Genomic DNA, 11934 nt, shown 5'->3' with positions numbered 1-11934 from the left:
GGGCTCCAAGGAGCCCCGAAGACGCCGGAACCGTCGCCCTGTCACCCCGACCCTCAGCGACACGGCAGCGGTTCCGGAGCACGAGAGAGGGCGGCACCCCTGTGCGGGGGGTGCCGCCCTCTCGTTGCCTGTGATCTGCGCTCATGCCGAGGCGCGATCCGTACGCCCCGCCTTCCTGTCCACCCGAACTCGGCGGGCCGACGCGTGTCCTACGGGCTGAGACGGCTCGCGACGTCAGCCGGTGCTCACGCTGCGAACGTGTGGTACCTGGCCAGACAGATCAGCGATGCGTCGTAGTCCGACAGTGTCCGCTGATACGCGGACACTTGGCCGACTCCGACCGCGCCCCACACCAGACCCGCCACGACGAACCCCAGACCGATCAGGACACTGTCCGTCACCGCGACGAAGATGCCGAACGCGATCATCAACAGCACCGCCCAGAACTTCGGATCCACCTCTTTCGGCGGCGCGAACTTGTGCCGGTTCGGCGACTCCGCCGGAAGATCCTGCCAATACCCGCGCAGTAGCTGCACGTTCACGGAGCCGCACGTCGGACACTGCATTACCAACTCCCGTCACCTGTAGGCCACTTGGCGGAAGAGTGGTCAGCCGGGATCGTGACGGCAAGGACTACCGCCCAGTGTGTGAGTGAGGGCACAGACCGCACATCGCATGAGCCCCGCAGGCAACAGACGGAGCGCATGCGTGCACGTCAGAACACGGAGCGCAGCGAGAAGCCACGGCAGCAACCCCCCCCCGTCCGGATACGCCTGTACCGCCTGTGCGACTCGCCCGTATCCAGCCCCGAGGGGCACACCCGGGAGGAGGTCTCTGTGCGGATCAGCGGTTCGGTGTCTCCGTACAGGGCTGGTGGCGGACCTGCTCGACGGCCTGTGCGGTCTGTTGATCCTCGGGGAGGAACACGAACAACTGTTGTGTCTCCGCAGGGAGTTCGAGCTTCTCGCGGACCAGCTGGAGCTTTGGCCCGGCGCGATGGTTGAGCTGGATGGCTCCGCGCTGCGCAACGACGTGCCGGTTCAGGCGCCGGGTCAGGTCGGGGCCGCGTCCGGCCGGTCAGGAGTACACCATCGGGCACCCCCGTCCGAGCGAGTGCTGGGCCGCGCGCAGGTACAGGGCCACGTAGAAGGCGGCGTCCAGATCCTCGCCCCACGGGGCCGGCCGGGTCGCCGCCAGCTTCGCCGCCGTCCCGTCCAGGAACCAGTTGGTCAGGTCCAGGTTGTCGCACATCTCCGGGGTCTCGGGCGGAAGTTCGACCGCTGTCGCCAGCTTCTCGGCGATCGCCAGGACCTGGGGTGCACCCGCGATCACGGTGTCGTCGGAGTACGACGACCCGACCGGCAGCTCGATCTCCTCGTCCAGGGACACCGGCACCAGGACCGTCCAGCCGCAGAGCAGATCCGTCTCCGCGTCCGAGAGGTGGGCTTTGCACAGCGTGAGGAAGCTGTTCATGGACGGGACCAGCTTCTCCTCGAAGGACCGGCCCGAGCCGCGTACGAAGTCCGCCGCCGGGGGTACGGAGTCGTACCGGGGCAGGCCGCGTCGTACCAGCTCCGCGTTCAGGCCCGCGGCGATCTTCGCGCGCCCACCCTCGTCCTCGTCCTCACCGAACCACTCCTCCGCACCGACATCGACCAGGTATACGCCCATGACCGCAACGTACTGCGCACCACTGACATCGACGCCGGTGCGCAGTACGGACGGCCGGGCGTACGCGGCGGTGACTACGAACGGAACGGGCCCGTCACCTCGTACGTGATCCCGCCCGAGGAGCTGCCGCTCGTGCCGCGCTGGCTGGAGAAGTACAGGCGGCTGCCGTTGGGGGAGAACGCCGGGCCCGTGATCTCCGAGCCCGACTGGCCGTCGATGCGGAGGAAGGGGGCGACCACGTCGTCCGGCGTGATCACGCAGATCTCCATGTTGCCGCCGTCCTCCGCCACGAACAGGTCGCCGGAGGATGTGCCGGTGATGTTGTCGACGCCGGTCAGGGGTGCCGTGCCCGACGTGACCAGGGAGTCGTCGTACGCCAACTCGTAGGTGTTCGTGAGCAGGTTGAGCTGCCAGACCCTGTTGTCGCCCTTGGTGGTGAACCAGACCTTGTCGTCGGCGTAGTAGCAACCCTCGCCGCCGTTGAAGGACTTGGAGCCGGAGACCTGGGTGCGGGTGGTGGTCGGGGAGCCGTCCGGGTCGGGGATCGTCGTCCAGGTGTACGAGCCCGAGGTCGCCGTGCCGGCGACCAGGACCTGGAGGGTGCCCGACGACAGGTTGCCCCAGGTCGTGGGAACGAAGCGGTAGAAGCGGCCGTTCGTCTCGTCCTCCGTCAGGTAGACGACCTGGCGCACCGGGTCCGCTGCCGCCGCCTCGTGCTTGAAGCGGCCCATCGCGGGGCGCTGCGTCGCCGCGTTCGTGCCCCACGGGTCCGTCTCGTAGACGTACCCCAGCGACACCTCCTCGCAGGACAGCCAGGTGTTCCAGGGGGTCCGTCCGCCCGCGCAGTTCTGGCGCGTGCCCGACAGGATGCGGTACGCGGAGGTGATGGCGCCCGTCGACGAGAACTTCACCGCGCTCGCGCCGCCCGACGGGTTGATCTCCGAGTTGGAGACGTAGATCCAGCCCGCGCCGTCGGCGTAACAGGCGCCGCCGTCAGGGGCGTTGTGCCAGGTGTACGAGGTTCCGGTGACCGTCTGGCCCGACCGGGCGACGACCCGGCTGGTGAAGCCGGCGGGGAGTCTGATGCCGTTGGCGTCCGCCGCGGCGAGGGCTCCGTACGGGCCCGTGCCCGGTTGGGCGGGGGCCGCGTGGGCGGCCCCGCGCCACAGGGTGCCGCCGAAGACGGCCGCCGAGCCGCCGATGACGGCGGCGCGCAGAAGGGTACGGCGTTCCACGTGTGCGTTCACTCGTGCGTCCACTCTCGCTCCAAAGGGGGGTGGCGTGACGTGCGGTGACGTCAGGGACCTTAGGGCGGCGGGGTGGAATTGTCATGTACGCGTGATGTCGCCTTGGCGGTCGTTCGCTGCCGTACCGCGAGACGGTCGGGCGCCTGGTCGTCGAGGTGCCGGTCGATGTGCCGACCGGTGCGTCCGGGGCGTCCGAGGGTGACGCCCGCCAGGACCAGGGCCAGTCCGCACAGTTGCTGAATCGTCAGTACCTCTCCGGCGAGAGCGGTGCCGAGCAGTACGCCCGTGACGGGATTGAGGAGTCCGATCAGCCCCACGGTGCCCGCGGGCAGGTGCCGCAGGCCGGCGAACCAGACGCTGAAGGCCAGTGCGGTGGCCACCAGGGCGACGTAGCAGAAGGCGAGAAGCGTGGGTGGGGAGAGCGCCGGCGGAGTGCCCTCCATGACTGCGGCGACCGGAAGCAGGAGCAGGCCTCCGGCGGTGAGCTGCCAGGCGGTCGTGGCGATCATGTCGGCGTCGCCGCTCCACCGCTTGGCCAGGATGTGGCCGAAGGACGACACGAGTACGGCCGCCGCCGCGGCGAGGATTCCCGGCACGCTCGCCGCTCCTGCCCCGGTGAGCAGCATGAGGCACACGCCGACGAGCCCGGTCACGGCGCCGGCCAGGTGTGCGGGCCGGGGCCGCTCGGACACCAGGGGCCATGCGATGAGCATCATCGTCAGTGGGGACACCGCCATGACGGTCGAGGCGATGCTCGTCGGCAGCAGCTTGGAGGAGACGTAGACGAGGGCGAAGAACACGCTCACGTTGACCAGGCCCAGCACGGCGGATCGCCACCACCACGCACCCCGGGGTCGGCGCCGGCGCAGAGCCAGCAGGGCGAGTCCGGCGGGCAGCGCCCGCAGGGCGGCCCCGTACAGCGGGCGATCCGCCGGGAGGAACTCACGGGTGACGAAGTAGTTGGCCCCCCAGGCCACCGGCGCTATCGCGGTCAGTGCCACCCAGCGTGCATTGGCTTCCATGGAAGATATTATAGCTTCCCGGGAAGCTAATATGGGAGTCATGGAAGACCGGCGAAGGACGGACCGCGTAGCCCGCATCCAGGACGAGTGGCGCCGCGAGCGCCCCGACGTCGACATCACGCCACAAGGAGTGATCGGCCGGCTGCACCGGCTGGCGGACCGCCTCAGTGAGGAACTCCGCCTCGTCTACGGCCGCTACGGCCTGAGCGAGGGGGAGTTTGACGTCCTGTGCGCACTGCGGCGCGCGGGCGAGCCGTACGAACGGGCACCCGGTGAACTCGCCGCGCACACCATGGTCACCACGGGCGCGATGACGAAGCGGATCGATCGTCTTGAGCAGGCCGGACTCGTCACCCGCCGCCGGTCCGACGACGACCAGCGGGGCCGGATCGTCGCCCTCACCGGACCCGGAAGGGAGCTCATCGACCGGGCGTTCACCGACCACATGCGCAACGAGCGGCGTCTGCTGGATCTCCTGCCGCGCGCCGAGGCTTCGGCGCTCGAAGAACTGCTGACGACATGGCTCTCTCACATGGAGTATCCGGGCCCCGCCGACGGCGACTGACCCCGATGCGCAGGCCTGCGAGCAGTGGGCGCCGGATGGCCAAAACCCTACGGTGCGTGGGTGCGGATCTTCACAACTCCGTTGCGGTGAAGGTGAGTTCGCCTACGTTGGTGCCTGATGATCACCACCACACCACAGGAGGTCCTGCCGTGTCGGACGACGACCCCACCCCCTCGTCCCCCTTATCGGGCACCGGCGCACGGCCACGGGCGCACATCGACACCTCCAAGCCGCACTCGGCCCGCTTCTGGAACTACTTCGTCGGCGGCAAGGACAACTACGAGGTCGACCGGGAGATCGGGGACCAGATCAAGGGGATCTTCCCCGGACTCGTCGACGTGGCCGTCACCAGCCGGCACTTCCTGGGACGCGCCGTCCGCCATCTGGCCGACGAGCGGGGCATACGTCAGTTCCTGGACGTCGGCACCGGGCTGCCGACCGCCGACAACACCCACGAGGTCGCGCAGCGCGCCGCCCCGGACGCCCGGATCGTGTACGTCGACAACGACCCCATCGTGCTGGCCCACGCGGACGCCCTCCTCGGCAGCACCCCCGAGGGCCGGACCGTCTACCTCAACGCCGACCTGTACGCCCCCGAGACCATCCTCGAAGCGGCGGCCGACACCCTCGACCTCTCCCGGCCGGTCGCCCTGATGATCCTCAACACGCTCGGCCATGTCGCCGACCACGACCAGGCGCGCGACCTGGTGAGCCGGCTGATGGCGGGCCTGCCGTCGGGCAGTCATCTGGTGATCAGCGACAGCACCGCCACCAGCGAGGGCATGATCGCCGCGTCGGAGGCCTACAACGCGAGCGGCGCCGTGCCGTACTACGTACGGAGCATCGGGGAGATCGCCGCCTTCTTCGACGGCCTCGATCTGGTGGACCCGGGCGTCGTCCAGGTACCCGAGTGGCGCCCCGACCTCCGCGGCCCGGCCGGTCCCGCCACGGCCGTCGACGCCTACTGCGGAGTGGGCCGCAAGCCCTGACCCCGGCAGGGGCGGCGGCCTGGGCGGGAGGCGACACGAACGTGGATCTGGCCATCGGGCCCCTTCCGGCGCAGTCTGGGACCCGCAGCCGGATCTGGATCCGGACACGCATCTGCCGGACTCGTCGTCGCCCCTGGAGGTAACCCGAACATGCCGGGCTGGAACACGCAGGACATCCCCGACCAGAGCGGCCGCATCGCCGTCGTCACCGGTGCCAACAGCGGTCTCGGGTACGTCACCGCGCGGGAGTTGGCGCGCAAGGGGGCGCGGGTGGTGCTCGCGTGCCGGAGCGAGGCGCGCGGGAACGAGGCGGTCGGGCGGCTGCTGGCCGAAGTGCCGGACGCCATCGCCGAGTTCTGGCCGCTCGACCTCGGGGACCTGGGCTCCGTAAGGGAGTTCGCGGACGAGCTTCCGTACGAGCAGCTCGATCTCCTCGTCAACAACGCGGGCGTGATGGCGCTGCCGTACGGCACGACGGCGGACGGGTTCGAGACGCAGTTCGGGGTCAACCACCTCGGGCACTTCGCGCTCACCGGCCTGCTGTTCCCGAGGCTGCTCGGCACGCCCGGCGCCCGGATCGTGAACCTCTCCAGCGGTGCCCACCTGCTCGGCAACATCGACATCGACGACCTCAACAGCGAGCGCAAGTACCGGCGTTGGACCGCCTACGGGCGTTCCAAGACGGCCAACCTGCTCTTCACGCACGAACTGGCGCGCAAGCTGGCCGCGATCGGTTCAGGTGTCGTGGTCGCCGCGGCGCATCCCGGGTACGCCGACACCAACCTCCAGACCGCCGCGGCGAAGCTGGAGGGCCGCAAGGGCACCGAGCGGTTCATGGAGATCGGCAACCGGTACTTCGCCCAGTCCGCCGAGGCGGGCGCCCTGCCCACGCTGTACGCGGCCACCGCAGCGGACGTACGGCCCGACGCGTTCGTCGGGCCGTCCCTTCTGGGCTGGCGCGGCTCGCCGGCCAAGTCGTGGCGGGCTTCCTGGACGCTCAACGACCTTGCGGGGGAACGGCTTTGGGCCGCCTCCGAGCAGCTCACCGGGGTGACGTACGAGGGTCTGAAGTCATGAAAGCGAGCGGCGCCCCGGCCGGTGGAGGCCGGGGCGCCGCTCACGAGCAGCATCAGTCGGGGGTGCGTCAGGGGCAGGCGGCGGTGCGCACCTCGTACGCCCGCACGGCCACCGTCTCGTCGTCCAGGCACTGGCCCGACTCCAGGTCGAAGCGCTGCTTCAGCAGCGGCGACGCGACGTACGGGCGGCCCTGGTGGGTGCCGATCAGGCCGCGGGAGAGGACCGCCGCGCCGCCGAACGGGTCGCGGTTGTCGATGGCGTACAGGCTGCCCGCGCGGTCGCGGAAGATGGCCGCCTGCCGGCCGTCCGGCAGCAGGGCCGCCACGCCGCGGCCCGGCAGCAGGAGGCTCAGGTCGCAGACCGTGAACCAGTCGCCGGCGCTGTTGTCGCTGTTGTCGAGGCGCAGTTGGATCTTCAGGTCGGTCGTCTCGGGTGCCAGGGTCATCGCTGGGCACTTCCTTCCAGGACGTCATCTGCGGGGCGCAGGCCGATGGACAGCAGCGGCAGGTCGGGCTTGATCTGGTCGCGCTCGGGGACGAAGCCGACGACCGGGTCGGGGGTGTCCGGCGCGTTCACGAAGGACACGAACCGGGCGAGCTTCTCGGGGTCGTTGATGGTGTCGGACCACTCGTCGCGGTAGTGGGCGACATGCGCGGTCATCAGCGACTCCAGTTCCTCGCAGATGCCGAGGGAGTCCTCCACGACCACGTCGCGTACGTGGTCCAGGCCGCCGGGGATGCGCTCCAGCCAGGTCGACGTGCGCTCCAGCCGGTCCGCCGTGCGGATGTAGAACATCAGGAACCGGTCGATCAGCTTGATCAGTTCGGCGTCGTTCAGGTCCTGGGCCAGCAGGTCCGCGTGGCGCGGGGTCGCGCCGCCGTTGCCACCGACGTACAGGTTCCAGCCGCCCGAGGTGGCGATGATGCCGAAGTCCTTGGACTGGGCCTCGGCGCACTCGCGGGCGCAGCCCGACACCGCCGACTTCAGCTTGTGCGGCGACCTGAGGCCCCGGTAGCGCAGCTCCAGGTCGATCGCCATCCGGACCGAGTCCTGGACGCCGTAACGGCACCAGGTCTGGCCCACACAGGACTTCACCGTACGGAGGGACTTGCCGTAGGCGTGGCCCGACTCGAAGCCGGCGTCCACCAACCGGGTCCAGATCAGCGGGAGTTGTTCCACCCGCGCGCCGAACATGTCGATCCGCTGACCGCCGGTGATCTTCGTGTAGAGACCGAAGTCGCGGGCGATCTCGCCGATGACGATCAGGCCCTCCGGGGTGATCTCACCGCCGGGGATGCGCGGGACGACCGAGTACGAGCCGTTCTTCTGCAGGTTGGCGAGGAAGTGGTCGTTGGTGTCCTGGAGGGTGGCCTGCTCGCCGTCCAGGACGTAGACGTCGGCGCCGATCGTCGGGGCGAGGGAGGCGATGATCGAGGCCACCGCCGGCTTGCAGATCTCGCAGCCGTCGCCGCCCTTGGCGTTGTCGCGGCCGTAGCGGTCCAGCAGGTCCTGGTAGGTGTTGATGCGCAGGGCGAGGACGATCTCGTACAGCTCCTCGCGGGTCTGCGAGAAGCAGCCGCACAGGCCCTTGTCGACGACGACACCGCTCGCCTCCAGCTCGGCGGTGACGAGCTGGCCGAGGACCTTGACGCAACTGCCGCACGTCGTACCGGCCTTGGTGCACTTCTTGACCTCGGGCACGGTGGTGCAGTTGTGCTCGGTGACCGCGCCGCGGATCGTGCCCTTGGTGACGTTGTTGCAGGAGCAGATGATCGCGGCGTCCGGCAGCGCGGTCGGGCCGAGCTGGACCGGGCCACCGGCGCCGGCCGGGAGCACCAGGGACTCGGGGGAGACCGGCGGGACCGTACCGGTGAACGCGCGCAGCGTGCCGTAGGCCTCCGCGTCGCCGACGAGGATGCCGCCGAGCAGCTTGCCGTCGCGGCCGATGACGAGCTTCTTGTACAGGCCCGAGCGGGAGTCGGAGTAGACGACGTCGAGGCAGTCCTCGGTGGCGCCGTGCGCGTCGCCGAAGGACGCCACGTCCACGCCGAGCAGCTTCAGCTTGGTGGAGAGGTCGGCGCCGGTGAACGTCAGCTCCTCGGCCTCCTCGTCCGCGGCGATGGCGGCGGCGGCGGTCTCCGCCTGCTCGTAACCAGGGGCGACCAGGCCGTACACCCGGCCGTCGGAGGCCAGCGCGCACTCGCCGATCGCGAAGACGTGCGGGTCGTTGACCGTACGGCACTGCTCGTCGACCGCGATGCCGCCGCGCTCGCCGATCGTGAGGCCCGACTCGCGGGCCAGCTGGTCACGGGGGCGGACACCGGCGCTGAACACCACCAGGTCGGTGGCGAGTTCGGAGCCGTCGGACAGCTTCATACCGGTGACCGCGCCGTCCTCGTCGACGACGATCTCCTGGGTGCCGACACCCGTGTGGACGGACAGGCCCATCTCCTCGATGGTGCGCAGCAGCGCGGCGCCGCCGCCGTCGTCGACCTGCACCGGCATCAGACGCGGCGCGAACTCGACGATGTGGGAGGTGAGTCCGAGGCCCTTCAGCGCGCCGGCCGCCTCGAGTCCGAGCAGACCACCGCCGACCACGGCACCCGTCGTGCGGGTGCTCGCGTACTCCTCGATGGCGAGGAGGTCCTCGATGGTGCGGTAGACGAAGCAGCCCTTGGCGTCCTTGTTGGGGACCGGCGGCACGAAGGGGTAGGAGCCGGTGGCGAGGACGAGGACGTCGTAGTCGACGACCAGACCCGAGCGGGAGGTCACCCGCTTCGCCTCGCGGTCGATGGTCTCCGCCGGGTCACCGATGTGCAGCTCGATGCCCTCACGCTCGATGAACGCCATGTCGGTCATCGAGAGGTCCTCGGGCGTCTTGCCCGAGAAGTACGAGGTCAGGGCCACGCGGTCGTATGCCGGACGCGGCTCCTCACACAGTACGACCACGCGGTGAGCGGCGGTCAGACCGCGCTCGGCGAGGGCTTCGAGGAAACGCTGGCCGACCATGCCGTGGCCGACGAGCACGATCGTGGGGGTGGCCCCATCAGTGGCGGTCATTAGGAGCCTCCATCGTTGGTGAGCAGGTGGAGCAGTGGACCGCCGTCAGTGGGGAGCGGCTCTGCTCCCTCCCAGGCGCGCGCGAGGGCGCCGACGGTGCCGAGTTCGCCGACGAGCACCCCGCCGACCAGCCGGTCGTCACGGACGACGACCTTGCGGTACGTGCCCCGGGTGGCGTCGGCGAGCTGGATGACGTCGTCGCCGGGGCGGGGGGTCGGCTCGCCGAAGGCGGCGAGGTCGAAGGGGTTGCCGGTTTCGGCGGTGAAGTCGGTGAGGGTGAGCCGGGTCAGGGCCCGGGTGCCGGTGTAGCGGGCATCGCCGTCACCCGAGGCTCCCGCCTCGCCCGCGATCAACTCGGCCAGGACATTGGCCTGTTCGAGTGCGGGGGTGGCAAGCCCGTAGATCGTTCCCTGGTGCTGGGAGCAGTCCCCGAGGGCCCGGATGTGCGGGTCAGAGGTGCGGAGTTCGTCGTCGACGAGGATGCCCTTGTGCACGGCGAGTCCCGCGTCGCGCGCGAGCCCCACACGGGGGTGGACACCACAGGCCAGTACGACGAGGTCGGCGTCGAGGGCGTAGTGGTCGGCCATCTCGACCGAACGGACCCTGCCGCCCACGCAACGCACGTCCCGCACGCGGCACTCGGTGTGCACCTCGACGCCCAGGTCGTTGAGGTGCCGCAGCACCAACGCCGAGGCGCCCGGGTCCAGCTGACGTTCCATCAGCCGCTCCGCCTGCTGGGCGAGAACGACCTGCGCACCGCGTACGGCGAGTGCGCGCGCGGCGGACACACCGAGGAGCCCGCCGCCGATGACGACGGCCCGGGACCCCGGACGTACCGCCTTGGACAGCCCGAGGCAGTCGTCCATGGTGCGGAACGCGTGGACGCCTTCCGGGAGTTCGTGGTCCGGGGTGAACAGCCCACGCAGGGGCGGGAGTACGGGGTTCGACCCGGTCGCCAGCACCAGCGTGTCGTATGCGATCACCGATCCGTCGGAGCAGTGCACGGTCCGGTCGGCCCGGTCGATGTGCTCGGCCCGGGCGCGGACCAGCCGGTCCGGCGTCGGCAGGGCGATCACCTCGGGGGCGTACCGCCCGGCGAGGACCTCGGCGAGCAGCACCCTGTTGTACGGGCGGTGCTCCTCCTCGCCGACGAGCACGACGTCCGAGGCGGACAGGCCGAGCTCACCGAGCCGCCGGGCGAGCCGTACGCCCGCGAGCCCGGCGCCGATCACCACCACACGCGCATTCGAGGTCATGTACTGCAGCGTGCGTTGCCGGTGTTACCCGGCCGCATCACGTCTGTTTCCCAGGGGGCACGCTTCCCTCAGCGGAGGCGAGGAGGGGGTGTGAGGGTTCGGGAGGGGCGGGGCGGGCGGCTGTGAGGTGCGCGAACGTCACAGCCAGGAGCTGCCCCGTCCCCTGCCCCGCGCCCCGGGCCGGCGGACAGGCCAGCCGATCGGCCACCTAACATCGCGATCATGCCCGACATATCGCTGCCCATGATCGTCGCTCTCTGTGCCACCGCCCTCGCGGCAGGCTGGATCGACGCGGTCGTGGGCGGTGGCGGCCTGCTCATGATGCCCGTACTACTGCTGGGACTCCCGGACACGTCCTCGGCGGCACAGTACGCGCTCGGCACCAACAAGGCCATGGCGATCGTCGGCACCACGGGCGCGGCCGTGACGTATACACGCAGGGCACCGGTGGACGTACGTCTGGCGGTACGTATCGGGCTGGCGGCGGTCGCCGGCTCGACGGCCGGGGCGTTCGTGGCGGCCGGTATGAGCACGGACACCCTGAAGCCGGTCATCATGGTCGTCCTGCTCGGCGTGGGCGCCTTCGTGATCTTCAGGCCCGCCTTCGGTACGGCCCCGGCGACCACCCCGGTCTCCGCGCGCCGCGTCCTCGCCGCGATCGGCCTCGCGGGCCTGGGCATCGGCTTCTACGACGGCCTCATCGGCCCCGGCACGGGCACCTTCCTGGTCCTCGCGCTGACCGCGCTGCTCCACCTCGACCTGGTGACCGCTTCCGCCACCGCCAAGATCGTCAACTGCTGTACCAACGCGGGCGCCCTCGCGATCTTCGCCTGGCAGGGCACGGTGTACTGGCGGCTGGGCGTGCTGCTGGCCGCGTTCAACCTGGCCGGGGGGATGGTGGGGGCGCATACGGCACTGAAGAAGGGGAGCGGGTTCGTACGGGTGGTGCTGCTGGTGGTCGTGTTCACGCTGGTGGCGAATCTGGCGTACCAGCAGTGGCCGGCCTGACCGGCGCCGCTGGTCAGGCCGGCCACTGCTGGTCACCGC

The 11934-nt window shown here is 70.2% G+C and carries 11 protein-coding genes; 4 read left to right on the top strand and 7 right to left on the bottom strand.

The features are described from left to right. Nucleotides 1–245: 245 nt before the first annotated feature. The 4 genes from OHN74_RS13145 to OHN74_RS13130 form a co-directional block, all read right to left on the bottom strand. Nucleotides 246–566, bottom strand: a complete 321-nt coding sequence (locus OHN74_RS13145) for a hypothetical protein (RefSeq protein ID WP_327694754.1) — start codon at nt 564–566, stop codon at nt 246–248. A gap of 511 nt (nt 567–1077) precedes the next feature. Continuing rightward, complete coding sequence (locus OHN74_RS13140) at nt 1078–1671, bottom strand: hypothetical protein (RefSeq protein ID WP_327694753.1); 594 nt, start codon at nt 1669–1671, stop codon at nt 1078–1080. A 74-nt stretch (nt 1672–1745) separates the two neighbouring features. After that, complete coding sequence (locus tag OHN74_RS13135) at nt 1746–2906, bottom strand: alkaline phosphatase PhoX (protein WP_327700100.1); 1161 nt, start codon at nt 2904–2906, stop codon at nt 1746–1748. Nucleotides 2907–2977: 71 nt separating this feature from the next. Then, nucleotides 2978–3940, bottom strand: a complete 963-nt coding sequence (locus tag OHN74_RS13130; RefSeq protein WP_327694752.1) for an EamA family transporter — start codon at nt 3938–3940, stop codon at nt 2978–2980. Between the two features lie 40 nt (nt 3941–3980). Between OHN74_RS13130 and OHN74_RS13125 the strand changes: the two genes are divergently transcribed. The 3 genes from OHN74_RS13125 (at nt 3981) to OHN74_RS13115 (ending at nt 6571) form a co-directional block, all read left to right on the top strand. Beyond that, nucleotides 3981–4505, top strand: a complete 525-nt coding sequence (locus OHN74_RS13125) for a MarR family winged helix-turn-helix transcriptional regulator (RefSeq protein ID WP_327694751.1) — start codon at nt 3981–3983, stop codon at nt 4503–4505. Between the two features lie 149 nt (nt 4506–4654). Further along, nucleotides 4655–5494: an SAM-dependent methyltransferase gene (locus tag OHN74_RS13120; protein WP_327694750.1), complete on the top strand. Its 840-nt coding sequence runs from the start codon at nt 4655–4657 to the stop codon at nt 5492–5494. A 150-nt stretch (nt 5495–5644) separates the two neighbouring features. Next, nucleotides 5645–6571, top strand: a complete 927-nt coding sequence (locus OHN74_RS13115; protein WP_327694749.1) for an oxidoreductase — start codon at nt 5645–5647, stop codon at nt 6569–6571. A 67-nt stretch (nt 6572–6638) separates the two neighbouring features. On the opposite strand, the gene nirD is transcribed toward OHN74_RS13115, so the two are convergent. Genes nirD through OHN74_RS13100 form a run of 3 tightly spaced genes read right to left on the bottom strand, consistent with a single transcriptional unit; the run spans nt 6639 to nt 10887 of the window. Next, nucleotides 6639–7016: a nitrite reductase small subunit NirD gene (nirD, locus tag OHN74_RS13110; protein WP_327694748.1), complete on the bottom strand. Its 378-nt coding sequence runs from the start codon at nt 7014–7016 to the stop codon at nt 6639–6641. Continuing rightward, nucleotides 7013–9631, bottom strand: a complete 2619-nt coding sequence (gene nirB, locus OHN74_RS13105; RefSeq protein WP_327694747.1) for a nitrite reductase large subunit NirB — start codon at nt 9629–9631, stop codon at nt 7013–7015. Before nirB ends, nirD begins: the two co-directional genes overlap by 4 nt. After that, nucleotides 9631–10887, bottom strand: coding sequence for an NAD(P)/FAD-dependent oxidoreductase (locus tag OHN74_RS13100; protein ID WP_327694746.1), 1257 nt, complete (start codon nt 10885–10887; stop codon nt 9631–9633). The genes nirB and OHN74_RS13100 overlap by 1 nt, the downstream gene beginning before the upstream one ends. 222 nt (nt 10888–11109) lie before the next feature. Here OHN74_RS13100 and OHN74_RS13095 point away from each other — a divergent pair, with 222 nt between their 5' ends. Beyond that, the gene (locus tag OHN74_RS13095; protein ID WP_327694745.1) at nt 11110–11895 is read left to right on the top strand and encodes a sulfite exporter TauE/SafE family protein; all 786 of its coding nucleotides are present in this window, start codon (nt 11110–11112) and stop codon (nt 11893–11895) included. The last annotated feature ends 39 nt before the right edge of the window (nt 11896–11934 follow it).

It is taken from the genome of Streptomyces sp. NBC_00459 (genome assembly GCF_036013955.1).
Taxonomy (GTDB): Bacteria; Actinomycetota; Actinomycetes; order Streptomycetales; family Streptomycetaceae; genus Streptomyces.
The sequence above is the reverse complement of the archived record's forward strand: the minus strand, read 5'-3'. Positions and strand labels throughout refer to the sequence as shown.

Coding starts and splice junctions, on each gene's coding strand:
- OHN74_RS13145 (WP_327694754.1), bottom strand. CDS start 566: ATGCAGTGTCCGACGTGCGGCTCCGTGAACGTGCAGCTACTGCGCGGG.
- OHN74_RS13140 (WP_327694753.1), bottom strand. CDS start 1,671: ATGGGCGTATACCTGGTCGATGTCGGTGCGGAGGAGTGGTTCGGTGAG.
- OHN74_RS13130 (WP_327694752.1), bottom strand. CDS start 3,940: ATGGAAGCCAATGCACGCTGGGTGGCACTGACCGCGATAGCGCCGGTG.
- OHN74_RS13125 (WP_327694751.1), top strand. CDS start 3,981: ATGGAAGACCGGCGAAGGACGGACCGCGTAGCCCGCATCCAGGACGAG.
- OHN74_RS13115 (WP_327694749.1), top strand. CDS start 5,645: ATGCCGGGCTGGAACACGCAGGACATCCCCGACCAGAGCGGCCGCATC.
- nirD (WP_327694748.1), bottom strand. CDS start 7,016: ATGACCCTGGCACCCGAGACGACCGACCTGAAGATCCAACTGCGCCTC.
- nirB (WP_327694747.1), bottom strand. CDS start 9,631: ATGACCGCCACTGATGGGGCCACCCCCACGATCGTGCTCGTCGGCCAC.
- OHN74_RS13100 (WP_327694746.1), bottom strand. CDS start 10,887: ATGACCTCGAATGCGCGTGTGGTGGTGATCGGCGCCGGGCTCGCGGGC.
- OHN74_RS13095 (WP_327694745.1), top strand. CDS start 11,110: ATGCCCGACATATCGCTGCCCATGATCGTCGCTCTCTGTGCCACCGCC.